The sequence below is a fragment of the Paracoccus sp. KKT209 genome (assembly GCF_055635455.1).
Genome location: NZ_JBVMWB010000004.1, coordinates 103,774 through 129,808, shown reverse-complemented (window position 1 = coordinate 129,808; position 26,035 = coordinate 103,774). Strand labels below are relative to the sequence as shown.

The window sequence follows — 26,035 nt, the reverse complement described above, 5'->3', positions numbered from 1 at the left end:
AGAAAAATGGGGCTACGAGCTTTGCCCGTAGCCCCGCACCGCCCCGTCATGTCGCCAAACCGTGGGGGGCGTCAGTCGTGGAGTGAGCCGTCTCTGGACGGCTCACCTTCAGCCGGGCTGGCCGTTCACGATCATCGGGACTTCAACAGCAGCCGGAGCTTCGATCACGGCAGTTTCGCCCGAGATGGTGGCAGCGAGGATGTTGTCGAGGATCGTCGGCGTGATGATCAAGCCGAAGGCGACGGCGATCGAGACGCCGCAGGCCATCAGGTTCTGGCGGGCGATGCCCATGAAGAGGCCGACCAGCAGGAAGGCGATTGCCAGGGCGCGGCCGAAGTAGCCGTTGATCCATTCCGTCAGCATCGTGTAGGCGTCCTGGAACTCGGCGCCGGTGGTGCCGGCATGAGCCATGGGCACCATCCCCACCGCGATCAGCGCAGCCAAGCCAGCGAGTTTCTTCTGCTTGTTGAATTTCGTGAACATCGGATAGTCCCTCTCTCGTATGGTGGCCGGCCGATCATTCGGGCCGCCGGCCGGTTAAACGCCGTCAATCTTCCAGAAAGACGTGGCCCGAATTCTGCAAAACCCCGTTCGGATCGCGCATAGGCGCGACCCAGACCCGCATCACGTCCTCGCGCTGAAGCGCGTTGTGGGACGGAGGCGGCGAGGCAGGTCCATCGGTCAGCTGCATCGCCTCGCGGACGCTCATGCAGCTTTCGGGGTCGCGGTCGCAATTTCCCTCGCTCTGGCCCGGCACCATGTTGGCGCTCGAGCAGGCTCCGAGGCTGAGAACAGCGAGGGTGAGGACGAGTTTCCGCATGGCTTACCCCTTGAATTTGACTGTCAGCATTTCGGTCAGCACCACATCGACCCACCGACCGTTGGGGATTTCGATGACCGGAAAGGTCTGTTCTGCGAGGTCGAGGTAGTATTCGGTCAGAAGATCGAATCCTTCCGACGCCCCCGTGATGGCACCACTCCCGCCCCCGGCCCCGCCCGTGCCCCCGCCGAGGAACACGCTCTCGGCAGACTGGTCCTTCATTGAGGACAGAAGCCCCTGTGCGAGCGCCGCACCGGCCGCGCTGGCAAGCACCCGGCCCGAGCGGCTGACGAGGGTGCCGCGGACGCCATTTTTGCCGTCCTCGCCCGTGACGAAGAACTTTACCTTGCCTTCGACGGCGGTGTTGTCGGCCAGAACGCAGCTGACGGTTTCCCCGCGAATATTGACGCGCTCGGAGGCAAGATCGCCATAGGCCGATCCTAGCAGGTGACACTCCTTCACATCTGCCCAAGCATGGTTGGGCATGATGGCTTCCTTCTTGATCCGCATCAGCACGGGCACAGGTTGTGACTGCGCCCGTGCGCCGGTCGGAGCATCCAATCCAGTCAGGAGCATCGCCGTCATGATCGAGCCTGCCGGTATGTTCACGTCCGGCACGTTCACGAGCGGTTCGACTTCGGCGTCCTCCACTTCGGCGGGCACGGCCTCGGACTGGTAAACCGCGATCCGGGGTGCGGGCATCGCCGCAACATTCGACGCCTGCTGCTGCACGATAGGTTCGGGCTGGGTATAAATGGATTCACGGCGTTCGCGTTCGAGCCGGTCCCGCTCGCGCCTCAGTCGCGCCTCTTCCGCTTCCAGGTCCCGCTGCGCCCTCTGGACGTCCAGCTGGTCAGCAATCTGGTTGATCCGGCCTTGTGTCTCCGCCGTGTTGATGGAGACAGGATCACCGTCCTTTGGATTGGCTGCCACGACGGGGGAGGCCGTGGCATTGTCGATAGCCTCCTGCATACGCCGGGCGCGCGTCGCGTTGTCCGCCTGCATCCGCTCGATGAGCTTGGACAGTTCCGTGACCTGCTGCTGCATCTGGCGAATGTCGGTCCGCTGTTCGGAAGACGAGGCTTCTCGGCCCGCCTCAAGATCCGTCAGGCGCCGCGACAGGCCTTCCAGCGAAACGCTGCGCGTGTCGACATTGCCGGTCAGCGAGATGGCCTCGGGTTCCTTGATCTTGGGGGCAGCTTCGGTCTGCATCGTGGCGACATAGACGGCCAGCGCACCGGCAAGACCAAGGCCGCCATAGATCATCGTCTTCTTGGCCTTCGGGGAAAGCGGCTGTTTCTCGGTCGCCATCAGTTGCCCCCCTTGCGCGCGGCCTGGATTGCCGCATTCGGGCGGCGGATCATCACGTAGAAGTCGGCTGGATGGTTGGGCCCGATCTGAGTACGGGGCGCAAATGCCGCGGCGAGGGTTTGCGGATGACGCGCACACCACTGCTCGTTCAGTTCGGTAGTTTTGCTGGCCTCGGCCATGCCGCGCACGATGATGTATTCATTCGACGCGATGCCGGCGCCCTGCCGGAAGCTGAAGCGCACACCGGCATGGGAGCAGAACGCCGCTGCCTCGAAGCCTTCCAGCGAGATGTTGACAAAACCAGCCGGCAGCTTGCCCTGGGAGAAGTCCTGCACCATGTGCGCAACCGTATTGGTCGCAGCGCGCGGTTCAGGCTCGCGGCGGACGCCCGCGGAGTTGGCTTTCGGGCCGCTTTCGGCCGCAGGTTTGCGCGGCGCGTTGTTCGCCTTGACCGTCGCGGCATGCTGTTGGACTTCTCGCATGGCCGTTGACGGCAGCGTGACGCGCACCTGGCGGGGCGCAATGCGCTGCGGCACGAGGCTCACGACGATAGCCGGGTCGGGATAACCCTTCTCGTGGATGAAGAGGGTGACAGGCTGCGTTACCGCAACATAGACGAAGTTCTGGTCGAACTCGATCGTCATGGCATCGGCCGCCGCGGCAGAGCGCACCATTGGGTCGTTAAAGGGTGTCTCGATCCGGTTCAGGTGACCCATTGCCATCGGCATGATCTCCGCGCGGCCAGGAATGGAAGCCACCACGGGAGGAAGGATGAAGTTCTCCTCGACAATCTCAGAAGTTTCCTCGCCGGCCGTCGCGTTGGCGCCCTCTTTTGCCCTGACGGCACTGCCTGAGCCATCAGCCGCGGCCGGCGGCTCGCCGCTCCGGTTTGCTGTGGCGCCTGCGATCGCCGCACCCGTGGCTTCGCGATCATCCTGACCTTCAGAACCTGTGACCGCTTCGGTGACGGACTCCACTAGAGAAAGCCCCTCCCGTGGATCCACCCCATCTGCATCGGCTGTTGCCGGCGCCGCACCGGGATCAACCGTCAAGGTCCGCATTCCCCCGTCCGGCAAGGTATAGACCTGGCCGAAGGTCTCGGGGTCATTGGGCAGCGGCATCCGTTCGCAGCGGTTGAACTCGAAGTCCACGCTCCAGTCCTTGCAGTCTGAACCACCTGCCTCGCCCTCGTATCCCGAGGATCGGATGCGCTCGCCGTCCTGCGCTACCGCAGGCGCGGCGACGACAAGGGTGGCGATGGCGGTGTGGAGCAGGAAATCGCGGATCATCCTTCACCCGCCTCTGCAGCGGCAGCAGCTTCTTTCGCGCGCTTTTCCATTTCTTGATCACGCGTTTCGGCCGTCATGGGCTTGCCCGCGTAGATCGCGTAGCTGTCGAGGTAGATCCGCAGCCGTTCGGTCGTGAAGCCCAGCTCGTAGGTCATTTGCTTGTCGATGGGACGCCGGATGCCCGGCCCGCCGATGCTTTGAGTGCCAGTCACGAAGAAACGGTTCAGCTCGGGGTCGTAGATGACCTCTCGCGGGCTGAAGGTCACAATAGCATTGTCCCTGACAATGTTCTGGATCTCGACATTAACCGTGGACACAAGTTTACGGTACAGCGCAGGGGTCGCGATGCGCTCCAGTTCGCCACGAACAAAGGCTGCGTTGCCCGGAGTGATATTGCCCGCCAGCATGGCGACCGACCAGGCCCACTGTTGGTAGTAGTCCTTGTTCGCACGACCATTGATGAACTCGATGGTCTCGTGCTGGAAGGGAGGCACCAGGATTACCGCTTCATCGCGCGTTGCGAGGTTGAACTGCATCCAGCACATGCTGATCAGCAGCGCACCCCCGCCCACCTTCAGGAGCGTGTTGTCAAAGCTGATCTGGCGGAAAGTCTTTGCGGCCTTTTGCTTCTTCACGCGCGGAACTCCCGGTCAAGGCCGTGAGGCGTCGCGCGGCCCGACATGATCGGCAAGCCGAGGAAGTAGCTGCGGTGACGCAGGTAACCGTCAGGCTTCTTGTCAGAGAACTTATTGATGAAGGAGCCAAGAAAAAGGCCCAAGGCACCGCAGATGAACGGGCTGCCAATGATGACGCCGACGATCGTGAAGCTGATGAAAGAGAATATTTGGCTGGCATTGAAGACCAGTGCCAGCGCAGGCGCATCAAGTGTCTGCGGAACTCGTATCTCGTCCATGCGTAGCGGCCCGTTCGGGGCTCAGCGCTGCAAGGAGTTTCTGTCGCTCTTGTTCCAGATGGGGATCGTTCCTGATCGACTGATCGAGACGATACGCGTTGATCAGATTGTCCTTCACCTTCTGGACAGGTCCATCCGCAGGGTAAAGGCCGATCATCGCTACTCTGGGGTTCAGGATGGCGAGGAAGTCCTCGACCGCCGACAGCTTGGCCCACCGGCGAAACCGGTTGGAGTTGTGCTGCACGACCATCCCGATCGCTTGTCCGTCACCGAAAGAAAGACCGAGCAGATAACTGTCACTGCCCGCCTCGTCGTCGATCCGGATCACATGCGCGACGTAAACTCCTTCCAGTCCGAGGTGTCCAATGTTTCTGGTCGTCGTGGAGAGCATGGCGCGATCCGATGTCGGTGAGCTTCAGGAATGTTCCAGCGCTAACCGGCAGGACCGTCGTTTACAAGCTTCCACTTGAGCTTTGCTTACCACGAACCGCCTGCTGGTCAATATCAATAACGGGTTGCTAAGGGATTTTTTAACGTAAAACCGCATAACAGCCGGTTAATGATGGGATCACGCGATTTTGGGCATGGAGAAGGCCCAGAAGAGCATGCCCCCCACGCAGCCGACGATGCTGGCCAGCAGGAGCGCCGGATGAATGGCAAAAGGCAGGGTCCAGATCAGGAAGGTGACTGGAAAGGCGTAGCTTAGTGTCGAGCGTGCCCAGAGGTTCATCAGGATTGGCGTATCCCCGAACTCGTACCGCTTGCGATGCCGGATCACGGTCGCATGCATCGCGATGGCGACCAGTAGGAAGACCAGGTAGCCGAGGGTAGAAAGAAAGAAGCTGAAGCGATGGCAGAGCAGCAGCAGGTAGTCGAAGAGGTTGTCAAATATTCTGCCTGCCGCGGTCGTCTTGCGCAGGACCTGCCCCGCCAAATCGTCGGGATTGTCTTCAAGGCTGGCATAGGCCACGCGCTCGATGCCGCTGTCCACGAACATGGTGTTGTAGAGGCTGTCGCCCGTGAAGCGGGTCGCCGTTGCAGCCTCAACGCTGATGGTTTGCTCGAAGTAGTGCTTTTCCTTCTGTAGCACTGGGAAGAACGGTTGCTCCCAAAGGAAGGAGTAGGCCAGCGTGACAAGCGCGAGATTGACCAGCATGGTCAGTGCGACGAAAAACAGCACCTGCGTCGGAAAGAGCTTGTCGTAGCTGGACTGCATGTCAGCCATCAGGCGGCCCTGGCTCCCAAGCCGTCGTCACCGCGGCTGAGGATCACGCCCTTGGCGGAGATCCCCCGCATCTTCAGGGCCAAGGCAATTGTGGCGATCAGCCGAAAATGCGGGTGGTGCCGCGCTCCGTCGCAGCAGAGCGCATGGGTGACGTCGCGCCGCGCCATTGGAATCGACTTTCCTAGCACGGCAATGGCATCGGTGCCGATTGTGTTCTCAATCGCATATTGCAGGCCGGTGCGCTCGTCGAATGAGACAAAGCTCGCCGTCCGCGCGTCATCAAGCAGTTTCTCGGTAGAGCATCCGGCGTCCCTGGCAGCCCGCATCAGATCGCATGTCAGATTGACGATTGCGCTGACGCGGCTGGAGCCGTCGCTGATTGCGATGTGGAAGGTGATAGGGTGCCGGTTAAGGCTACCGGCATAGCTCCGGTAGCCGCCCTTGCCCAATAACTCTTTGACTGCAGGTAGCGCTGGCTGCATTTCAAGCTCACCATGTGGATCTGGTTGGACTAATTCGTAAACAGAACGCAGGCGCACGTTCAACAACAATAACGCGCTGTAGTGCCGAAACCACTAACAGCGCGGCAAGTTTGTTTTCGCCCCGATCGAGGCGCTTATCGACTGTCGGTTAATCTAGCTGGAGCATAGAGATGAGGCTTCGTCATCAGGGTGCCGCAGAGGATCACTCCAGGGAAGCGGCCTCTCAGCTTCCTCCAAGGATGCAGTGTAGGGATCGGGCTTGATCTCGGGCTTAGGGTCCTCCGGACGAAACGCTGGCAACACGTCGATCCAGCGCACTAATGGCAGGAAGCTACGTTTCACAGGTCGAGGACTATCCACACGGTCGGCGTCCGCCTGAGGCTCGACGATCTGCGGACGGTCGAACTCCACAGCCCGGCGAATGTCATCGAGATTGCTGTCCCGCGTGAGAGGATCATCTGGCGTCGTTGCACCGAAGTGGGCTGCTTCCGCCATGTGGCTGCTCTCGTCCGGGGCAATGAGGATCGGCAGCCTGCCCTTGATCAGGTTGCCCCGGGCGGTAATGGCAAAATATTCGAGGTCCGAGAGATCGCCGAAGGTCTGCGGTGCCACAATTGGCAGGCGCTCCTCCATCAGCCTCTCCCCGTGGTTCACGGCAAAGGCGCCCGTGTGGGACTTGTCCCCCATGGATGAGGCGGTGGTCTTCATCACATACTGGATCGGCACCTCGGGCAGACGGTCAGAGAGAGCCTTCTGGGTTTCGGGATCGATGGTCCGCAGCATGATGGTGCTGTTCATGTTCCCGATCAACATTCCCGCCATGGCCGCCGATCCGGTGCGTGCCTCATAATCGGCCAAGGTCTGGGTCGCGACGAACATCCGCACCCCTGCCCCGCGGCTCTTGTTCAGAAGCTGGATCAGCTGCTCGTTTGCTACTTCCGAGGCTTCGTCCACGATGATGTTGATGAAGCCCTTGTCACGGCCGAAGTTGTATTTCTTGCCGATCAGCGAGGCGATGTCGGCCATGATCATCTGCCCGATAGCGCGGCCGACATCGGGATCCGAGAGCGTGTCGAGGCCGATGTAGCAGGCACCGCGGGTGTCGATGACTTGCTTGAGCGAAATCACCCTGCCGGACTTCGGCATGCGTCCCGCTTCCACGTCGGGAGAAAACAGGGTCGCCAGAGGGCCGGAGCAGAGCTTGCCTACGACAGGCACGAGAGATGCGACCATCTTTTTGAAGTGGTCACGATCATGGAGCAGCAGTGAGATAAGGTTGTTCATCTCGGCGCTGTCGAGCGCTTTGTCCCGCGCACTGATCTCCTGGTAGTAGAGCGCCCCAAGTTCGGCCTTGCGGTCATCGTTCGGCTTGCGGCCGGCGCTCATTGCGGTCCGCATCTCGCCGAGAAGTCCGTTGTCATAGGCCCAGCCTTCGAGCGCCCTGAGGCACAAAGGTGCGAAGCCCTCTGACAAGGCGCGCTGAACATCCATGATGGTCGGGTTGGTTTTCGACATCTCCACCGCATAGAAGATACCGTTGAGGGCATTCTGCGAGAACGACTTAAAGACGTCGCCGGTGGGAGAGGACGGGATAACGGCGGAAAGGCGCGATGCCAATTCCGAACTACGCTGGCGCGAGGCCAGCGGATTGATCGCAGCGCTTTCCTCAATGTAGCCCGGGTGGAAGAAGGTGAAGTCGCGCCCCCGGCCGAGGCGCGAGTAGACAGCTTCAATGTTGTTCTTCAGCTCCTGGTCACCTTTGGGATCAATAACGATCAGCGGCTCACCTCGCAGCGCGCATTGGGTGGCAATGAGGTCGATGAGGCGGGTCTTCCCGGTGCCGGTGGAGCCGATGATATGGACATGGCCCTTGCTCTCGTCGTCGGCAAAGAAGATCCGATCCTCCTGCGCAATACCCACGCCATGCAGGAATGTGGCCCCCTGCCGCCTGGCCTTGATCGACGCCAGCAGCTCGTGGTCCCGGTAGAGGTCGGCCACATGCTGTGCATGGCCAATGGTCCACTCGAAGCCCCTGCCAAGGAACAGACTGTCAGGCCGGGTCTGCTCCGCGATTTCTTCAAGTGTCAGAAAGTTGCGCTCTTGCCGCTGAAGCTTCTGCAGCCGCTCGAACCTCTTGCGGGCGAAGAACGCCTGATACGCGGCGATGGCAAAGAAGCCGCCGGTCATGATGGCCGTGAGCTGCAACGGGAACTGCATGTAAAAGCTCAGCATAAGCGCGCAAAGCATACCGCAGATCGACCAGTTTAGCGCCAGCATCAGCTCGTAGTTGGGCCGATAGTCGGTGTCATAGGTCAGCTTCATGCTGCACCCCCCTGCCCTTCCATTTGAACGACTTCTTCAAGATGAGCGCAGATCTCCGGGCGGAACCGGAACAGCTGTTTGCCGTCTGCGTCCTTGCTCAGCTCAAACAGCGTCTCGAACTGCGGATGCTCGCTGGTGATCTTCTCGCGCTGCCAGAACGGGCCAAGGATCTTGCCCTTCAGCCCCGCATTGTTCAGCGCCGCGAAAAGGCTGTCTCGAAGGCCAAGATCGAGCGACAAGCACTTGAAGGCAAAGTGCCCGCTCTGCGTTTGCACCGCCGTTGCTGAAGTCTGTGGGTTGTCATGGAGGTAAAGCCAGATCGCGGACCACGCCCTGCAATATGCTGCATCGGCAGGAACATCGTTCAGGTCTTGAAGGTCTGCGAACAGCTGAAGCCAGAGCGGCGCCTGAGGGTCAACCAAGGGTGGGCGAAGATCGACCTTTCCGCTGCCGGCAAGCTGCCCGAGGGAAGCCAGCTTGCTGAGCTTCGTTTTCTTGTCGGACGGTAAGACCGGCTCTGGTGGGGGTGCGGGCGCGACCGGGGCGCGATGAAGCGTTTCCTCGAACTGCTTGTCGAGGCCGAGGTCGCTGTAGTCCACGGGCTTTCTTGCCTTCTCTCGCTTAAAGTCCGCCATGAAGGAGGGGTCGTTGCGCAGACTTTGATCTGCGGGCTCCAGCTCGCCCTTCTCGATGGTCGCGGCCAGTACCGCCATTGACCGCGGCTGTGGATCTTCGTGGAAGGCCAGCGTCGGGGCATCCAGAGCCGACTTGGCAGGCACCCGCACCTTGATCGCAATGACGTTCAGCGAGATCAGCGCGTCCTCCGGCGTATTGGCGTTGATCGCGATCGTCTCCACCTGCCTGGCCGAGAAGCGCACCGTTGCGCGTGAGGCGGGGATGCAGTCGGCCATGTTCTCCGGCGCGATCTGCTCGGGCAGAAGCGTTTCGACAGTCCGGTTCATAATCGACGCCGTTTCCAACGCGTTGAAGATATGTTCCGTTATCCTGTGAGTAGACATCGACACCCCCAGCATCGGACGCGACAGGATGTACTGCTCCAGCTGCGCGACGGTTGTCTCGCTCACCACGAAGAATGGCAGCCCGTAGAACCTCAGCGAGTTGTCCGAGCGGTGTTGCACATGGGCATAGATGAACGGCGAGGTCGGCAGGTTCCACGGCATCTCTGCCGCGAACTCTGCAAAGCGGCGCATGATCAGCGACGTCATCCCGATCGAGCCGGGCTTGCGCCGTGGGTCCAGCGACTGTGAAACGTTGATGTGGTCGGCGTCCTGCACCACGCCGAAGATCGGTGTCCTAGACGCGGATCCGGGGTTCCTGATAAAGTCTTCGAACTGCTGCCGGATCACCGGGTTCGAGTAGTAGATGTAGGCCAGGAGCGGGCGTGGTACCAAGGCCAGGATATAGCGCTGAGTGTAGTCTTCGGACGGCAGCAGGTCCTTGCCGTCATAATCGATGTAGTAGCTGCGGACCCGCGTGATCTTCGCCCAGCCTGCAAATCCCTGCACAGAGGGCTCCCAGGCCGTCGAATAGGTCGGCGCCGAGGTGGAGCGGAACTTCCCTTCCCCCTGAGGATCGGGATGAACCGCAAAGGCATGAACGCGGCCGATGGTGTTTACCTTGCCAATGTCGTGGAGAAGGCCGCCGATAAAGGCGATCAGCTGCCAGGCGAGGTTGTCGGCGTCCCGGTTCCGAGGTGCAGAGGAATACGTGACATTGCGAGACGCGCTCATGTTTAGCGCGCCAAGCCCCACCGAGAGCGAGTGCGTGAAGAGCCCTCCCCGGCCGGTGTGGTGGTGCGCGCGAGACGCCGGCAGCGGCCCCATCCAGTGCGCGACCCGGCGGATCATCTCAACAATGATCGCGTCGAAGTCCTCGATGAACTTTTTGTCGGTAAAAGTGTCAAGGATCTGGCTGATGATCTGGCGGTTTGCGTCCATCAGCGCATTGGTGTCGACGACCTCAATCCCCTCACGGTCGGGATGGAGAATGTCGGGCGGGACATTGCCACTCCTCTCCTCCTGCAGCCAATGCCGCGCTTGCTGAAGGTGATCAGTTGGAGCAGTTGCTGGGGGAGAAACGGGCGGGTGCTTTATGGACGTGGCCCCCTGCCTTGCGTGCGGTGCCCTGAAAAGCGAGCCGAGAAACGAGCGCATCTTAACTCCTCTTCGCTTGGTCTAGCTGCCTGAGCGCTGACTGGATCGCCCGCCAGTTCGTGGTTCTTTGCCGCAGTTCCCCTGCCCTCTTTTCGATCTCGATGAGCCGTTCAATCAGTTGGCTGTCCTCAAACGCTTTGAAGATCCGCACCGGATAGAGGTTGTGTCTTCGGCCCGGAACCTCGGTTGCAAAGCGCCGAAGATGGGCTGCGTTCTGGCCCCTGATGATGGGATAACGAACCCAAACCAGTGTCGGACCAAGTTGATTTTGGCGCACCTTGCACGACAGCGCCAACGGGGGACGGCGCATTTTGTTCTCCTTGAAGTCGGCCTTAATCAGATCATGGCACTCCGTCACCAGCGCCTTCGCTTCGTCAACAAGCTCAATGTGAACATCCTCAAAGTGCTCCGAAAGATGCGCGATGCAGCTCCGCTCGGCGGTCATCGCGCGCAGGCTGTCCTCGCGGTTCACCACGCTTGATTGGATCATTATGTCCCTCAATCCACCTCTCATGCCCGGCGATGATCACAGAGAAAATCCATGCGATCAGTCGGCTCTGCCCACCACCGACACGCCGAAAGCGCTTGTAACACTAACGGGCTATATACGCTTCTGACATGATAGAATTGGCAACGCCAGAAAATTTGTAGTGCGCGACCGGGATGGTTAGAAGCGGTCAATCGGAACTGCCAAAGCCGACAGACGGCCGCCCCTGAGGGCATCCGAGCGACCAAACCCGACCAAACAAAAACCGCCAAACCTATCGCACGAACAGCAAATTTTGGGGTGGCGTTTGCGTACAGCCCTTGACCATGGGCTGGTAATGCGTCGAGGCCTGTACCTTCTAGGACAATTAAGCGTCTGGCACTGCACCTGAATTTTCACTAAGTTGATTTTCTGCGGCGGTTTTGGCGGCGCTCGCGAAGCAGCAGCCGCCACGGCCCACTTGAAGGATCCGACTGATCCTTCCACCTCGCAATTATGCCAGAGAGCGCCGCAGCGGCCCGTGGAAGGGCGCTTGTGTCAACCGGCTACCTTGCCTCATTTTTAATCGAGAAGGCCCTCCAGCGGCTCTCTCACGAGCTCTGTGGCGCTTTGCGGAGGACACGCTCGGCATGCTGTTCATCTTGAGAGGCTGCGGCCAGGGTTTGAGCATGTTTAAGCCTGTCTGCCTCCTTGAGGCGGAGTGGGATGTATTTGGCAGGGGCGGGAGCGTCATCCTTGTCTCGGCGACCTCCACATATCCCGCTCGTATTGTGTCATGAACATCATCACCCACTTTGAGGCTGGACATGCTGACACCGCTGGCAGCCGCGACATTGCGGGCAGTGCTGACGCTGCTGACACCGCTGACACTGCTTGCGCTAATGACGCGTTCGACAGTGCTGACAATGCGGGCAGAGATGACGTCGCTGACGCTGCGGGCGCCCGCGACGCTGCGGGCACTGCTGACGATGCTGACACCTGTGACGCTGCTGACACCTGTGACGCTGCCGACACGCTCGACACCGCTGACACCGCCAACATCGCTGGCGCTGTTGATAAGTTCGACACCGCTGACGCTGCTGACACTAATGACGCTGCTGACACAGTTTGCGCTGCTGACGACGCTTACACTGCTGACGCTGCTGACGATGCGGGCAAGTTCGACACCATTGACACTCTCGACACTGCTGACGCTACTGACGCTGCAGGCAGTGCTGACGCCGCTTGCACTGCTGACATTGCTGACGATGCGGGCGCGCTCGACACCATTGACACTGTCGACACTGCTGACGCTACTGACACTGCAGGCAGTGCTGACGGCACTTGCACTGTTTAGGTAGCGTGTGATCTAATCAGTTGCGGCGACAAATCATAAGAACAGCGCGATCGAGTGGACACATGATAATTTCCTTGTACAGCACCAAGGGAGGGGTCGGTAAAAGTACCACCATCCTCTCCATCGTAAATGCAATAGCCTCTGCCAACCGAGGCTCAGAAAGTCCTGAGAGCGTTTGCGTCATTGACGCGGACCACAAACAGGGGTCGTTGGCTGGGTTCTTCGATGAGCGCCGGAAGCGTGGACTTCCGGATCATTCGATCGAATGTAGAGTGATCGAGCCTAGCGATGACACCCCTGAGCTACTTTACGAACTTGGGGAGAAATACGATCACGTCATAATCGACCTACCGGGGCAACATGCCAACTACGTTGTGCTAAGTGCCTTGCAAGCCGATCTTGTGCTCATGCCAGCAGCAATGACCCTTGTGGAAGTTAATCCTGTTCGTCTGGCAATGAAGAATATGATGCAGATCATTCGGGAGCACAGCCTGCCGACGAAAGTTGGCTTTGTCGTATCGCGTGGCGCTCGGATCTACCAATTCGAAGGTCGGACGGCAAAAGGCATCCTGAGGAGCGTCCAGAGGGCGCGTTTTCCAATCCTGAAGACGCCCTTGTCCAACCAGGGAACAGCAATGACTGATGCCTGGGCCACTGGACATTACCACTTCGAGCTTATCGAGCTTGATCCAAAAGCTAAGTCATCCGTGAATGCTCACGAAGACGCTGTGATGTTCTGGGATGACTGTAAGACCTATAATATCGTTGAAATGCCTGCAGAAGATGATGAAGAAAGCGAGGTAACCGATGCCACGGCCGGAGCTTGATGTTGATTTATCGTTGGACGATGCCCGTAAGCGCCGAACAACTCTGACTGTCGCTGACATCGAGCGGGTAACTGGCGATCCAACGCCAAAACCGCCGCAAGCCACGCTTCCGACTCCTCAATCTGAGCCTGCCAGCGACGTACCGGAGGCACAGAGGACACAAAGAAAGCCAAAGGTTGCGAAAAAAGCCGGTGGCATAAACAAGACGGTGTCCTTCCGCCTGAATGCTGATGCCCGTGAAGAACTGGAACGGGTGGCTCGACTGCATTCGCAGCCTGCGGGTTTCGTAATCAAGAAGCTGATCGACCAGTGGCTGGCAAAGAGCCAAGAGAAGCGTGAAGAGATCCTGACCAAGTAAAGTTCAGTTTCCGTTGAAGCTCATGACTCGAATGACCGGCGAGGACCTGATGTCCTGCCGGTCGTTTTCGTTCGAGACGAAGACGATCTCTGGCAGGGCAGGGGAGGCGGGCGCAGCGTCGTCGTCATGCAGCGGAAGATCGCCCGCGCGGATCTTCTGATCCAAGTCCCGCAGGAAGGCCATGTAATCGCGTAGCTCAACCTGGTGCCGGTTGCCGGCGATGCCACGATACCGGGAAAACCCCTTGTCCTTTCCGTAGGGCGCCGGGAAAGCGGCCCATTCTCCAGCCAACTCGAAGCCGAAATCCTCAACTGTCATCCGACCTGCCTTGAACTCCTGCCAGCCGCGGCCCATCAGAAGTGCCAAGCCTAGCATGTCCTGCGTCTTCTGGTCGAAAGGCGTGTTGCAGGGGAGGTTGACCCGGTTCAGGAGCGACCGATAAGTGCCGCCGACGATCTGGAAGAGGCCGATGGCCGTGGAGGCTTGCCGGCGAGCAGCGGCGATCTGCCAGTCGCGGACCTCGCAGACCGTCATGTCGGTAGGCCGCGAGGGTAGGGGGGTCCGGTTGCCGTGCCACACCGCGTTATAGCCGTTTTTGCCTGCCTCAAACCGGCGGATATAGCTGATGATCAAGTCCTCGGCCGAGCCGGGCGTGAAGGTCGTCGGCAGGAGTGATTGCAGGACATCTGCCTCGGGAACGTCATCGTCCCGGGTGAAGCTGTATATCTTCATCGGCGGCAGGCGCTCGTCCAGCGCAGCATAGATCTCGATCATCTCTACGGGGGTTTCAGCCAACACGACGGCCTTATGGGGATCGGCTGCCGGTTCGGTGGCATAAAGAGCAGACGCCCGCTGGATCTCCGACGCCAGGTCGGCCGGTGCATCGCCAAGGTCGGTGGCATGTGCGGTCGTGACAGCAAGAATAGTCAGCAAGGTCGGAACAGCACTCTTCATCTAGCAACCCATCATTAACCGGCAGTTTTCTGGTTTGCTAACATGGTCCCATGTGATGGGATAGCCGACAATACTTGTTCATCAATAAAAAAACGGGCATGTGCAATGCACAGCCCGTTAAATAGTAGTTTCGGCGGATCCCGGAAAAGGCGAGTTCTCCGGTCCCTGCGGAAGCGGTAGGCCCCCGGAGGGGCTCGCCGATCAGACGTGTCGCTTCACCAGTTCCATGATCGCCCTGGGAAGTTCGGAAGCGGTCTGGATCAGGATTGCATCGTCAAAAATTTCCGCGGGGAAGGTCTTCTGACCGATCACCACGCCATAGACTTCAACCCCCATCTGCTTCAGCCAAAGCCTCGCTGTTGAAGCCTGGGCTTCATTGTCGGGCTTCCCGTCCGTCATCACGAACAGGATCTTCCGTTCCTTGTCGGACAGGAAGAAGTTGAAGGCGCTGGCGCGATAGGCTGCGCCAAGAGGCGTGCCGCCCTTTGCCCGAGGCCATCCCTTGAGGCACAGCGAGACTGGCCTGTCGAACGGCTTGAGCAAGGGTGCCAGATCCCGACCAAGATTGGAGTCAGCCGGGAAATGGGAGATTGCAGTTTCGACCAGCGGATACTGTTCGAGCGCTGATGCCAGCGCGAGCGCTGACTTTCGTTCCTCTTCCAGGATGTTGTTCTGCCTGGTTGACGAGGATGTGTCGATGAGTATCTGGACGGCCACGCTCTGATCATCCTCGATCTGGAGTGTTCTCCAGACCTTCGGATCAGGGTCGGTCTTCACCCGCGTCAGTTGACGCGGATCAAGAGCCCTGCCGGATCTCCGAGGCTCAGAGTACTCGGCATCGCCGCAGAGCATAGGCGAGACCGCCCCTACAATGCCTTGCCGAAGAGTGACCGCCTGCCGGAGTTCGGAGGACACATCATCAAGGTCAATGCGACCGCCGCCAGCTACGTCAGACCCCACGTTCGGCTGGACATAGCCAACCTCGTGCGCAGGCCCACCGTCGGGAGCCTTTGCCTTCCGCGCGAGGCTTTGCGCGACATCATAGCGTGCTAGGTTAGCCTTATCGGGAAGCGCTTTGCTGAGCGGCTTTGCGACCGTAGACGCTTGTCCGCTTCCACTGGCACCGCCACCTGCCCCATCAGAGCTGCCTTGCTGCCCGTCCTGCCCTTGCGAGCCATCAGAGCTGCCTTGCTGCCCGTCCTGCCCTTGCGAGCCACCAGAGCCGCCTTGCTGCCCGTCTTGCCCTTGCGAGCCATCAGAGCCGCCTTGCTGCCCGTCTTGCCCTTGCGAGCCAGTTGGCTGCTGCTGCGGTTGTGGCGGTTGCTCCGGCTTTTGTTCCGGAGGCAAAGCGTCATCGAAGAGTGCGACGAGACGTTCCGCCAGCTGCAGCACCGCGACGGTGTCGCGGGCTATGGCAGCCTCTTGAGCAATGGTGATGGCCGAGGACAGAACGTCATCGCCAAACTGCTGCCGCGCCACAGCTGTATAGCTCTCGGACAGATGCTTCAGCACGGTCTGGCCGAGGATGCGGCTTCTAAAGGTAAGGATCGACCAGTTGAGGGCAAGGGTCCAGTGGTTGTCCTGATCCTCTGCCCGCGGATAGTCCTCGAACACCAGCTCGCAGACCGAGTTCAGGAGCGATTTGGCGCCAGGATACTGGAGCAAACCGGCCCGCTCGATGCGAATGTCTTCGAGAATGTTGCTGGCGGCATGCCAGAGTTCGTCCGGCACTTTGGCCTGTGTATTCCGCCTAGCCCGAGCAACGCGCTGGAGCGCGTCAAAATCGGTGTTGCGCACATGGCCGGCGGCCTCGTGGAAGATGAGGCCATAGAGCGCATTCCGCTTCCGGGGATCGTGGAAATCCCAATGCGGCAGGTAGATCGTGTCACCGTCCGTTTTGGCCTCATTGCCGCCAAAGAGGATGTTGACGTTATATTTGCGCCCCAGGAGCGATGCGAGTTTCATGGCGACCTTGGCGTAATCGATGTTGACTGAGGTAGTCATCTTCGTGATCTCCGAGAATGTCAGGGGGATCAGCACCCGCAAATGCGGGTACGTGACCCGCAAGGGTGGGTGACTGCCCCGAAGGGGCAGTCGAGAGTGTTACCAACCGAAGTCCACCGCCCATGCCGAGGCAGAGGACGGCTTGGCTTCAGGCGCGGGAGCCTCTTGTGGAGCATCCGCAGAAGGTTCTTCCGGCACATCGAAGTCGAGGGGCAGGAAGTCGGCCTTCTTGAACCCGCCGGCGGATGCTGGCGGACCGGCGGGAGTGTCCTCGCGCTTGTCCGTCGCAAACTCGGAAGGTTCGAACCCGAAGCCGTCTTGCGGCGGCTCAGCCTTGGGAGCTGGCGCAGCCGGAAGGTCCAGCTGCGGGTCGGGATGCGGGGCAGGGGCGGATACACCCGCTTGGGCATAGTCCGCGATCACACGCTTGGCCTCAGTCACGCTTTTCAGCGGGCGTAGAAGGCCATAGAGGGTCAGGAATTCCTGACCAGCGATCTTTCCCTGTCCAGTCACGGCCGCCGCTAGCTTGTCCGCCAGGATCTTCATACCACCCGAAGGTTCGATGAAGGCAAAGCGGCTCATCTTGGCAGCCATGTCGCCGACCGTCTGGCGCACTTCGACGCGGTAGCTGTCGTCGATGTGGCCGCGCTTGGACTCGATATGGCTTTTGAAGGCTCCGACAACCTGCGCAAGAATGCTGTCCAGAAGATCGGTGCCAACCTTCGCCATCGAGTTGGTTCGGTCGCGCGACGAGGCGTTGACCTCGAAGATGCTGAAGGACGCGCGAAAGCGCGACTTCACCACAGCGCGAGGCATCACAGCCCGCCGCAACGGCTCGGCCATCTCGGGGTTGCTGGTGATCCAGTCCTCGATCATGTCGTCATAGCTGGTCATAAACTTGTCCAGCTCCTGTTCGAACTCGACGCAGAGGCTATCCAGCTCCTGGCCGATCTGGTCGATGCTGTCCTGCGGGACGGCAAAGCCACCGAGCAAGCGGGTGCCGACACGCGTGCAGACACGCTCGGCCTTTGTCCGGATCTGCTTGAAAGGCTGCAGTGCATCCTTGTCGATCAGGTTCTTGCGCCCGTAGCTCGCCACCCTTGCGGACGGCAGGTCAGAGACATCGACATTCACGAAGTCGGTGGGTTCCAGCGCTTTGGCCCCGGACCAGATCGTGAAGCCGAGATCAACAATAGCGATCTTGTCGAGGATGGTGGTCTGAATGCTCATCTTTCTCTCCGTCAGAAAAAAAGGGGAGCATCCGCCTGGCGGGGAATGCTCCCCGCGGGGTGATGCTTGGGCGATTAGCCCATGCAGAGTTCTAGTGTTTGGACGGCTGCCTCGCGCTCCTCGGCCGGCAGGCGGTTGAGGTACGCAAGATCGAGCGCAGGCAGCAGATCCTCTTTGGTCGAGAAATCTGACTCTCCTATGCGTCGGAGCAGCCCCATGCTGCGACCAAGATTGAGGGCTCGCATGAGCGCCCTGGTCGAGATGGGTGTCGCCAGATTTTCGGCGACATCGACGGCCTTGGCCCGCGTTTCCTGCGCGAAGTTGGTCAGCTTTGTCAGAAACAGGCTGGATTTCTTCGCATAGTCCGGAAACTGCAGCATGAGCAGGTCGAGTTCGTCTTCCTGCGCCATGTAGCCAACCTTGATCATCGCGAAACGATCGAGGAAGGCGGGGTCGAGTTTACGGACCGAGCCGACATATTGTCCGGTGAGATCGCCGCTGCCTGCCGAGTTGGCGGTGCAGATCACGCGGAAGTTGGGATGGGGTTCGATCACCTCACCCGTTTCCTTGATCACCAGGTTGCCGCCGTCCAGAACATCATTCAGGGCGACGAGATCACCTGCGCGGCCACGGTCGATTTCGTTGATGACCAACGCCATCCCCAGCTTTGCAGCCAAGGCGAGCGGGCCGTAATCGAACATGGTGTCACCGAACTGGAGGCCCTGGCGGCCAATCAGCTCGAAGGAGTCGCTTTTCTCGCTCCACGAAAGCATTAGGGTCGGCCAACGAAGCCGTCCGAGAATTTCGCGGATGAGGGATGTCTTACCGGCGCCGAAAGGACCATGCACCAGAAGCGCATCGCCTTTTGAGGCCGAGAAGAGAAATGCCAGTACCCCGCGCAGCTGCTCCTTGTGGAACCGGTAGTGCTCAGATGTGGCCTGCAAGAACCGATCGTTCTCGAAGACTGGCACAGTTCCGGGTGCCGAGATCCTGAAGACCTCCGAGATATTTTTCGGGGTCGGGTTCCAGGTGATGTCGGCACGGTATGCAGAAGGCATTGTGTTCATGGGAGTATTCCTCAAAAAAAGGGGAACACCCCCTCAACGGGATGTTCCCCGTTGGGGTTGGTCAGTCTGCGGCGTCGAGCGCCGAGATCTGCATGTGACTGGTCCCGGCCTTGCGGAAGGGAGCAACAGTTGTTTCTTCTTCCGGATCGGCCCCGAGGGACTTCACCAGCTCGCGCCAGTTCACGCTGCCAGACTTTTCCACGCGGGTTGCGCGGATGCCGGCGAACTGGCCGCTCTTGTTGAGACCGAGAACCTTCAGCAGCGGCACGGACGCGGAGTTAATCGCATCCTCGACGTCCTTCAGGGCCTCTTTCAGTGCAGCCTTCTGGGCAAGAAGCGGACGAAGTTTCGCCGCGCTCTTCTGCCACTCGTAAGCATCAGTCGGTGCTTGAGGGGCAAAAAGGTCGCGCTTGGGATCTTTCGCCGGTTCAGTCCCGTCCTTCACGGCCTTCAGGAAGGTGGTTGCCCTGCGGACAATCTCTGCCTGGTAGCCGGGATCGGCAGGCACAATGAGGATCTTGTAATCCCGCACCACTGGCCTGTCAGCTTCATCGTCGATGTCGCCAAAGACGAGAAAGCCTTCGGAAGCACCAGTGACGAGCAGCTGGTGCTGCACCTGCGGCAGATACCTCTGGGCTGGCTCCGAGTTGAGCCCGTCCTTGCAGACGAGTTCGTAGTTGCCGGGCGATGGCACCTTTAGTTCCCAAGGCCTCTTTGACAGGTCGATACTGTCCAGCGAAGCCCTGATCTGGCTCATGGTGTCATGCTCGGCGCAGACCGGAATGAGGCCGATATTGCGATCAGCCGAAATCCGTTCCCGAAGCATGTATTCGAACATCTTGCCGCGCCGGACATAGGGGTTGCCCTCTATGTCGTCTTCGACCCGAAGTCCGCATTTCTCAGCCCACAGTTGCCATTCGGTCTTGTAGGGGTTGGACCCGAAGAGGCAGGAGACGTCAGATGCGGTGATGCCGCCCCTGCGCCACTCCAGCCATTCGGGCGTGGATTGCTGTAAATGAATCAGCTTCATGGCACCTATCCAGTTGGAAGAGGGGCCACCCAGAGGGGGAAGCCCCCTCGCGGGTATCAGGCAGCAGCCTGCATGAAGGTGAGGACTGTCGCGGCCGCATTGGACACGTCATGGCTGATCGCGCCGGCTTTGGCCTGCTTCTCGAACTGGCCCTTGGCCTTCACGAAAGCTTCGCCCCCGTGATCGCGCGCGCCCTTGATGTAGTCCCACATGGCGGAGAACTTGGCGTCCTTTGCCATGATGGACAGCGACTGCAGCAGGGTCTCGCCGAGCTGGTGACAGCTATGGTCGAGTGTCTGCCGCATGGCGTCGATCGTCTGGTCAAACGCGCCGATCTGCGCTGCAGTCTCCAGGTTGCGGTCCAGCCAGCGCAATGCATCGTGAGGCAAGGCGTCGAACGCTTCCACCGCTTCTCCGAAAGAAGGCGCCGGGTCGAAGCCTCGGGCATTGTCATTGGCCGCTATGGGCTGCGGTCCGCTTTCCTCTTGCATTGAGGCAGGCGATCCGGCTTCGCCGGTTGCCATCGGGATGATGTCAGACGCCTCTGGCTGTCCGGCCATCTCCTCTGCCGCAAAATCGCACTCGGCAAAGCCGAGACGCAAAGCGGCAACCTTTGCGCATTTGGCGAGCATCAGCATGGGCTTTTGCCCCCAAACCGAGTTGGGAAGCCCTTGGCTGAGCGCCACAGCCTCGTCGAAGAACACCGTATCGGTGAAGGAGCAGCGCTCATTCTTGACGAAACGGTAGACCTTCGCGGTCGCATACTCCGGAGCCCGGATTGTGACGGCAGCAGACTCGTTCTGTCCGCCGCGGCCGCGCTTCTGGCCCTGGTAGGTCTTTTCGACCATCGGCCCGAACTTGACCTCATCGATCCCGGCGAAGGTGCCGGAACTGTGGGCCAGAAAGATCAGAGCTTTGACAGTCAACCAGCAGGTCTCGTAGTTGACCCATTCACGGCTGGACTTATCGTAGCGCGACTGGCTGACGATGGCGACATGGCCGCCAAAGACATCAAGTCCGCGCATCTGGGCAAGATCCCAGGCTTGCAGAATTGACTCACCATCCTGCGCATTGGCAAAGGTGGTGCCGATCAAGACGCCCCATTGCTGCTTGGTGATGCCGCGGGATTGGGCGCGCTCGGTGGGGTAGGGGATACGGGGAGTGGTCATTATCATTCCTCATTTGGAAAAAAAATGAGGGAAACCCCCCATGATGGGAGATCTCCCATCAGGGATTGGGCAGCGAACTGCGGCCCGGTTTGTCAGATCGCTGACCGTTAGCTTTCGATCAGTTCGTCATCGTTGTGCGGGGCGCCATTGCCGTGGTCGGAGTGACCCCGACTGTCTCCGTCGCTGCGGCGGCTCAGGCTCCGCAAGGAGCCGAAGCGTTCGTTGACGACAGCTTCCCAAGCATAGTGAAGCTTGCCGTCCCGCTCGTAGCGACGGAGCTTCATCTTGCCCTCGACGAAGAACAGGCGGCCCTTGAGAGCAGCCTTTTCCGCGTATTTGAGCAGCTGGCCCCAAACGACCACATCGAAAGCGGTCGTCTCGGCCTCCCACGATCCCGTGGCTTTGTTCCAAGTCTCGTCGGAGGTGATGAGCCGGAATGTCGCGTAGCGAACACCCGACTGCGTGGTGCGGATCACCGCATCATCGGCAAGATTGCCGATCAGCTGAACACGGTTGAGCATGGCTCGACTCCAGTGTTGGAAAGGAGCAAGCCCGCAGATGGGGAGTGCCCCCATCAGGGTTTCAACGGTTTCAGACATAGTTGGACAGCCCGCATGAACTTCGAGGTTCATGCCGCGCGTCATGCCAAAGGTGGCGAGACGCGGCCGGGGATGAGACCCGGACTGTTGCGCGGCTTCGAGTGCTTTCGGGACTCGAATGGGCCATTACAGCCGCCGCAAAGGCTTCATAAGCCATCCGCCTGCCCGGTCGGAGACCGGATGAGACGCACCCTTTCGGGCCGTGGACCGTCGCAGGAATTGCCTGCGAACATTGTGTCTTCGGGAAAGACCCCAGGTGACAGCCTGTCTCTGCAAAGCAGAAAGTGGGTGAAGATTAGCAGGGCCATCGCGATATTGGCAATAGTGGTTACCCACTGCCGTTCATCCAGCGCTGACGCCTCTCTCTCGCGACAAGGCTCAAAGCCGCTGTTCAAAGCCCGGGCACAAAGGCCGAAAGTATCCTCTCGCCAGACAGTTTACGGCACAGTAAACCTGATCTGGTTCTCCAATCGAGGGTAGAGATGGCAATTGTTTACAACGGCTCTGCAGGAAGCAATCGGCTTATGGCAGAGAGCGTATTTCCATATGACGAAATTATCAGAATGTATGGATATGGAGAGAATGATGAGCTGACAGGCGCTTTTCTGAATCCTAACGAGATTTTCGGAGGAACTGGAAACGACACATTGCGTGGTGGCGCCGATGTAAACCTGCTGGACGGCGGAGACGGCGACGACATTCTGAATGCTTGGATGGGGGACTATTCCATCCTGCGAGGGGGCGTCGGAAATGATGTCCTTACCGGCGGTGATAGAGGCGGGCTTCTGGATGGCGGGGCCGGAGCCGATACCATGACTGGCGGCGAGGGTGGCGATACGTATCTGGTAAACCACCTGCGCGATGTGGTGATGGAAAGTTATCGACCCTATTATGACAACGACCCAAACCCGGCTGATCAGGTGAGTGCTTGGGTTAGTTGGACTCTAGGCGCCAACTTGGAAAATCTTATTTTGCAGGGAAAAGGCGCAATCAATGGCACGGGTAATGGACTTTCCAATCTGATTGTCGGCAACGCCGGCAACAACAGCCTATACGGCGGTCGAGGTTCGGATACCATTGAAGGTGGGTTGGGGAACGATACCATTGACGGGGGAACGGGCGTGGACACAGTCCGCTTTACCGCCAGTACGGCCGTTGTAGTCAATCTTTCAAAAACCGCCGCGCAGAACACTGGCGCAGGGCTCGACGTCATCCGCAATGTAGAAAACGTCGTGACCGGTGCAGGCAGTGATCGGGTCACCGGAAATGCAGCAGGCAACTCCCTTACCGCAGGATCGGGCAATGACCTTCTGTCGGGCAAGGGAGGCAACGACCGCTTGTCTGGTGGCGCAGGCAATGACCGTCTTTCAGGTGGCGCAGGCAATGACCGCCTGTCCGGCGGATCTGGAGCAGATCATTTCTTGTTCTCCACGGGCGGCGGCGCTGACCGGATCACGGATTTTGCCGATGGCATTGACCGGATCGTAATCAATAGTGGCGCCCAAGCATTCGGCCAAGTCAGCATCGCCGACTTGGGGAGTGACGCACGAGTCTCCTTCGGCGATGTGACCATCACCCTTTCGAATGTCGATCACTCCCGCCTTGGGGTTGATGATTTCATCTTCACCTGATTTGGCTCTGCCGATCCTCCGGAGCTTATTTTAGGAAGCGAGACATGGCTCGAAGGTCTCGGCAGGAGCAGTTGATTGAAGCTGAGCAGCGAGGGCGTCAGTGGCTTGCGCAGGTGCGCCGCTTGGAAGAGCAGGGCGTCAGCGCAGGTCCACTTTACGAAGAAGCCGACCGCAAGAGCCAGTTTTGGCTGAACCGCTACAACGCGCTGAGCCGAACAGAATAATGTGGCCAGGGGGACAGCCTGATCTGAGCTGATAGAAATCCCCCTTGGCATTGCAAATCGTAGTGAAGCCGGCTCCAGCCGGCTTCACTACAGCAGGGGCAGCAGACCTGCCGGATATTCCCCGCGCTATTCGGCAGCCGTGCGGGCTGCGCTATCGGCGGGAGCTTCAGGCATCTCTACAGGTGGGGCGTCAGGCGCGGGTTCTGCCGTGCTCTCGGTCGTGCCGGGCACCGGCTCGCTGGCCGGGGCGCCAGGATTGAGCACCGGCGCCGCCTTGCGACGACGCCAGCGCGAGGTGGCGTCCTTGATCCCTGCGTTTTTGCGGGCCGCCTCAAGGTCTTCCACCGTCATCTTGTCGGCGGCCTTGGCGGTAAGCGCCTCAGCTTCGATGATCCGGCGGAAGCAGTTGACCTTCACCTTACGGAGCGCCTTCAGACATGTATTCAGGCTGTTGGTGACGCGGGCTGTATCAGAGGCCGCCTGCTTTTCCGGAAGATCACCGTAGATCGACAGGAACGAGATCATGCGCAGGATGTCGTCGCACTGCCGGAACATCTGCAGCAGCTGCATGCTGCGTTTCGACTGAATGCGCGCATCGATCTTCGAGGGCACCGGCGAGTTGGCTTTGCCGCCGTTCGACAGTCCTTCGTAGCGCGTGTAGAGCCCGAGCGCCGTTTCCGACAGCTCGTTCAGGGCAGCATCGAACTCGTCCAGGTAACGGTTGTAATCGGCGCGGTCCGTCAGCCGCTCGCGGGCCACGTAGTCGATCGCCACTGCATATTCGTTACAGGCGGCAAACCAGCGGGTATAGGCCAGCTGGATCTCTGCGGTGTGGATCTCGATGGGCGCAGAGATGGCCGGGGCCTTTGGGCGATAGGTGTTGCGGCGGCGATCCAAACGCGCCTGCCGCTGGCCCAGGATCTCAGCTTGCCGGTCGGGCGGCAGGTCCTCGAACGCGGTGCGCCTGTCGCGCGGGTGGACGCTGCTGGGTGAATTGCCCGTGGCTCTCGGCGGTCTTGCCATCGTCGGTCCCTCGCTCCTGGCACATGATTTCCGGGCAGTTTTGCACCCTGCCAAGTTCTTTGACAATACTGCACGTTATTTTTTCCTGTAGCTTAGTGTTGCCAGAGGCTGAACCTGCCTGCTAATCTTCACCCACTTTCTGCTTTGCAGAGACAGGCTGTCGCCTGGGGTCTTTCCCGAAGACACAATGTTCGCAGGCAATTCCTGCGACGGTCCACGGCCCGAAAGGGTGCGTCTCATCCGGTCTCCGACCGGGCAGGCGGATGGCTTATGAAGCCTTTGCGGCGGCTGTAATGGCCCATTCGAGTCCCGAAAGCACTCGAAGCCGCGCAACAGTCCGGGTCTCATCCCCGGCCGCGTCTCGCCACCTTTGGCATGACGCGCGGCATGAACCTCGAAGTTCATGCGGGCTGTCCAACTATGTCCTGATCTCCGACGAGCGTCAGGCGACCCTTCTAACCCCGCAATGGGAATCCATTCCCGTTGCAGGGAGGATTCCCCCTTTTTTCGAATGGAGAATCCTAATGGGTAAAATCAAGGACATGGTCACGCGTCAAAGCGAAGAGCCGACCAACGTCGCGTTTTTCACCGGCTATGACCGGACCAGGGGCTTTGACAACAATCCGCTGATCGACGCCGCTGACGATGGCTCTCACGCCGAAGATGCGGCGAAGCCGGAGGTTCAGGCGCAGGCAACACGACCCCGCAAGCCGCGGTCGCAGCCCCGCGCCAAGATCAGACCTGCCAGCGCAGAACCCGCGCTGCCTGTGGGCGACCTCGTGACAGGGATGGATCTCAACGATCCGGCCCATGTCGCGGAACTCGCTGCACGCTATACGTCCATGAACGACAGCATGAAGCGTCTCGCCCAAGAGAAGGCTTTGCTGGTGGACAATCTGGACCAGGCTGACGCGGCAGTGTCCAAAGCTGAAGCTGCGCTTGCCGAGTTGCAGCGCCAGCACAACGAGCTGGGCCGCGAACTGGCTCACGCCAAGGAGAAGCTGGAGATTGCCACCAAATCGAGTGGGGCGATCTTCGAGCGAACTGTGTTCAGCATCCTTAAATGGGGCGGTATCGGGTCAGTCCTGATCTTCGCCTCGGCCTTCTTCTATTTCTGAGGGAGTTTCAGATGGATCTGTTCAACACCCGCCTCGCCCTGCCGACGATGTGCCGCACCAGCAGTGCCCTCCTGCAGTCAAGGCTTCACGGCTCGCCTATCCGGAGATCCGCTCAGGTGAAGCTCCTTCCCCGCATGATCTGCATGGACGGCTTTTCGCTGTCGGTCCAGGCTAGCGAGACCCACGGCTGCAAGCCGCAGCGACGGGATGGCCCTTACTCGCATGTCGAGTGTGCCTGTCCGTCAGAACCTGTCCCGGCGCTGATGCCCTATCTTCTCGAAGAGGAGGGCGTGTCACCGGTGCAGTCCGTCTATCGCTGCGTACCTGTCGAAGTTGTTCAGGCTGTCCTGACCAGCCACGGCGGTCTGCGCGACTGATCTAGTCAATCCATCAACCCAACCGGGGAGTCATATCCCCGAGGGGGCTGGCTCCCCTTTTTTTG

The 26,035-nt window shown here is 59.9% G+C and carries 27 protein-coding genes; 7 read left to right on the top strand and 20 right to left on the bottom strand.

From position 1 onward, the window contains the following. Positions 1-108 precede the first annotated feature (108 nt). The 12 genes from traA to mobI all read right to left on the bottom strand — a co-directional run bounded on the left by traA (position 109) and on the right by mobI (position 11,026). The gene (gene traA / locus ACZ2G3_RS19570; RefSeq protein WP_419270883.1) at positions 109-483 is read right to left on the bottom strand and encodes a TraA family conjugative transfer protein; all 375 of its coding nucleotides are present in this window, start codon (positions 481-483) and stop codon (positions 109-111) included. A 64-nt stretch (positions 484-547) separates the two neighbouring features. After that, complete coding sequence (locus ACZ2G3_RS19565) at positions 548-820, bottom strand: TraV family lipoprotein (protein WP_419270881.1); 273 nt, start codon at positions 818-820, stop codon at positions 548-550. Positions 821-823: 3 nt separating this feature from the next. Further along, a complete protein-coding gene (locus ACZ2G3_RS19560) occupies positions 824-2,131 on the bottom strand; it encodes a TraB/VirB10 family protein (RefSeq protein WP_419270879.1) in 1,308 nt (435 codons plus the stop codon). After that, the gene (locus ACZ2G3_RS19555; protein ID WP_419270877.1) at positions 2,131-3,420 is read right to left on the bottom strand and encodes a hypothetical protein; all 1,290 of its coding nucleotides are present in this window, start codon (positions 3,418-3,420) and stop codon (positions 2,131-2,133) included. The genes ACZ2G3_RS19560 and ACZ2G3_RS19555 overlap by 1 nt, the downstream gene beginning before the upstream one ends. After that, complete coding sequence (locus ACZ2G3_RS19550) at positions 3,417-4,055, bottom strand: TraE/TraK family type IV conjugative transfer system protein (RefSeq protein ID WP_419270875.1); 639 nt, start codon at positions 4,053-4,055, stop codon at positions 3,417-3,419. The genes ACZ2G3_RS19555 and ACZ2G3_RS19550 overlap by 4 nt, the downstream gene beginning before the upstream one ends. Continuing rightward, positions 4,052-4,333: a type IV conjugative transfer system protein TraL gene (locus ACZ2G3_RS19545; protein WP_419270873.1), complete on the bottom strand. Its 282-nt coding sequence runs from the start codon at positions 4,331-4,333 to the stop codon at positions 4,052-4,054. Before ACZ2G3_RS19545 ends, ACZ2G3_RS19550 begins: the two co-directional genes overlap by 4 nt. Further along, complete coding sequence (locus ACZ2G3_RS19540; protein WP_419270871.1) at positions 4,302-4,724, bottom strand: hypothetical protein; 423 nt, start codon at positions 4,722-4,724, stop codon at positions 4,302-4,304. Before ACZ2G3_RS19540 ends, ACZ2G3_RS19545 begins: the two co-directional genes overlap by 32 nt. Before the next feature lie 177 nt (positions 4,725-4,901). Next, a complete protein-coding gene (locus ACZ2G3_RS19535) occupies positions 4,902-5,558 on the bottom strand; it encodes an IncC plasmid conjugative DNA transfer DtrJ family protein (protein WP_419270869.1) in 657 nt (218 codons plus the stop codon). Beyond that, entirely contained in the window at positions 5,558-6,103 is a 546-nt protein-coding gene (locus ACZ2G3_RS19530; RefSeq protein WP_419270867.1) for a hypothetical protein, read from the bottom strand. The genes ACZ2G3_RS19535 and ACZ2G3_RS19530 overlap by 1 nt, the downstream gene beginning before the upstream one ends. Positions 6,104-6,193: 90 nt before the next feature. Then, positions 6,194-8,362 (bottom strand): conjugative transfer system coupling protein TraD, encoded by a 2,169-nt coding sequence (gene traD / locus ACZ2G3_RS19525; protein WP_419270865.1) that lies wholly within the window; start codon positions 8,360-8,362, stop codon positions 6,194-6,196. Further along, positions 8,359-10,536 (bottom strand): TraI domain-containing protein, encoded by a 2,178-nt coding sequence (locus tag ACZ2G3_RS19520; RefSeq protein ID WP_419270863.1) that lies wholly within the window; start codon positions 10,534-10,536, stop codon positions 8,359-8,361. Before ACZ2G3_RS19520 ends, traD begins: the two co-directional genes overlap by 4 nt. 1 nt (position 10,537) lies before the next feature. Continuing rightward, positions 10,538-11,026 (bottom strand): conjugative transfer protein MobI(A/C), encoded by a 489-nt coding sequence (gene mobI / locus ACZ2G3_RS19515; protein WP_419270861.1) that lies wholly within the window; start codon positions 11,024-11,026, stop codon positions 10,538-10,540. An 803-nt stretch (positions 11,027-11,829) separates the two neighbouring features. Between mobI and ACZ2G3_RS19510 the strand changes: the two genes are divergently transcribed. The 3 genes from ACZ2G3_RS19510 to ACZ2G3_RS19500 all read left to right on the top strand — a co-directional run bounded on the left by ACZ2G3_RS19510 (position 11,830) and on the right by ACZ2G3_RS19500 (position 13,544). After that, the gene (locus ACZ2G3_RS19510) at positions 11,830-12,363 is read left to right on the top strand and encodes a hypothetical protein (RefSeq protein WP_419270860.1); all 534 of its coding nucleotides are present in this window, start codon (positions 11,830-11,832) and stop codon (positions 12,361-12,363) included. Between the two features lie 70 nt (positions 12,364-12,433). After that, on the top strand, positions 12,434-13,186 hold the full coding sequence (locus ACZ2G3_RS19505; RefSeq protein ID WP_470400036.1) for a division plane positioning ATPase MipZ: 753 nt from the start codon (positions 12,434-12,436) through the stop codon (positions 13,184-13,186). Continuing rightward, positions 13,167-13,544 carry a hypothetical protein gene (locus ACZ2G3_RS19500; RefSeq protein ID WP_470400035.1) on the top strand — a complete coding sequence of 126 codons (378 nt, stop codon included), beginning with the start codon at positions 13,167-13,169 and terminating at the stop codon, positions 13,542-13,544. Before ACZ2G3_RS19505 ends, ACZ2G3_RS19500 begins: the two co-directional genes overlap by 20 nt. 3 nt (positions 13,545-13,547) lie before the next feature. Here ACZ2G3_RS19500 and ACZ2G3_RS19495 read toward each other — a convergent pair whose 3' ends face one another. From ACZ2G3_RS19495 to ACZ2G3_RS19465, 7 genes are all read right to left on the bottom strand, one after another. After that, positions 13,548-14,498: a lysozyme family protein gene (locus ACZ2G3_RS19495; RefSeq protein WP_419270855.1), complete on the bottom strand. Its 951-nt coding sequence runs from the start codon at positions 14,496-14,498 to the stop codon at positions 13,548-13,550. Positions 14,499-14,699: 201 nt separating this feature from the next. Beyond that, entirely contained in the window at positions 14,700-16,538 is a 1,839-nt protein-coding gene (locus tag ACZ2G3_RS19490; protein WP_419270854.1) for a vWA domain-containing protein, read from the bottom strand. Between the two features lie 63 nt (positions 16,539-16,601). Then, a complete protein-coding gene (locus ACZ2G3_RS19485; RefSeq protein ID WP_419270852.1) occupies positions 16,602-17,732 on the bottom strand; it encodes a DUF3150 domain-containing protein in 1,131 nt (376 codons plus the stop codon). Positions 17,733-17,806: 74 nt separating this feature from the next. Further along, positions 17,807-18,799, bottom strand: coding sequence for an AAA family ATPase (locus tag ACZ2G3_RS19480; RefSeq protein ID WP_419270850.1), 993 nt, complete (start codon positions 18,797-18,799; stop codon positions 17,807-17,809). 61 nt (positions 18,800-18,860) lie between these two features. Next, complete coding sequence (locus ACZ2G3_RS19475; protein WP_419270848.1) at positions 18,861-19,829, bottom strand: lambda-exonuclease family protein; 969 nt, start codon at positions 19,827-19,829, stop codon at positions 18,861-18,863. A gap of 56 nt (positions 19,830-19,885) precedes the next feature. Beyond that, positions 19,886-20,998, bottom strand: coding sequence for a recombinase RecT (locus ACZ2G3_RS19470; protein ID WP_419270846.1), 1,113 nt, complete (start codon positions 20,996-20,998; stop codon positions 19,886-19,888). A gap of 107 nt (positions 20,999-21,105) precedes the next feature. After that, complete coding sequence (locus ACZ2G3_RS19465; RefSeq protein WP_470400031.1) at positions 21,106-21,630, bottom strand: single-stranded DNA-binding protein; 525 nt, start codon at positions 21,628-21,630, stop codon at positions 21,106-21,108. A 449-nt stretch (positions 21,631-22,079) separates the two neighbouring features. Between ACZ2G3_RS19465 and ACZ2G3_RS19460 the strand changes: the two genes are divergently transcribed. Further along, positions 22,080-23,228, top strand: coding sequence for a calcium-binding protein (locus ACZ2G3_RS19460; protein WP_419270842.1), 1,149 nt, complete (start codon positions 22,080-22,082; stop codon positions 23,226-23,228). A gap of 71 nt (positions 23,229-23,299) precedes the next feature. Next, positions 23,300-23,452: a hypothetical protein gene (locus ACZ2G3_RS19455; RefSeq protein WP_419270840.1), complete on the top strand. Its 153-nt coding sequence runs from the start codon at positions 23,300-23,302 to the stop codon at positions 23,450-23,452. 126 nt (positions 23,453-23,578) lie between these two features. Here ACZ2G3_RS19455 and ACZ2G3_RS19450 read toward each other — a convergent pair whose 3' ends face one another. Then, positions 23,579-24,475, bottom strand: coding sequence for a hypothetical protein (locus ACZ2G3_RS19450; protein ID WP_419270838.1), 897 nt, complete (start codon positions 24,473-24,475; stop codon positions 23,579-23,581). Positions 24,476-24,999: 524 nt separating this feature from the next. Here ACZ2G3_RS19450 and ACZ2G3_RS19445 point away from each other — a divergent pair. Continuing rightward, positions 25,000-25,593, top strand: coding sequence for a hypothetical protein (locus ACZ2G3_RS19445; RefSeq protein WP_419270836.1), 594 nt, complete (start codon positions 25,000-25,002; stop codon positions 25,591-25,593). Between the two features lie 11 nt (positions 25,594-25,604). Next, positions 25,605-25,970, top strand: coding sequence for a hypothetical protein (locus ACZ2G3_RS19440; protein WP_419270834.1), 366 nt, complete (start codon positions 25,605-25,607; stop codon positions 25,968-25,970). Positions 25,971-26,035: the final 65 nt, after the last annotated feature.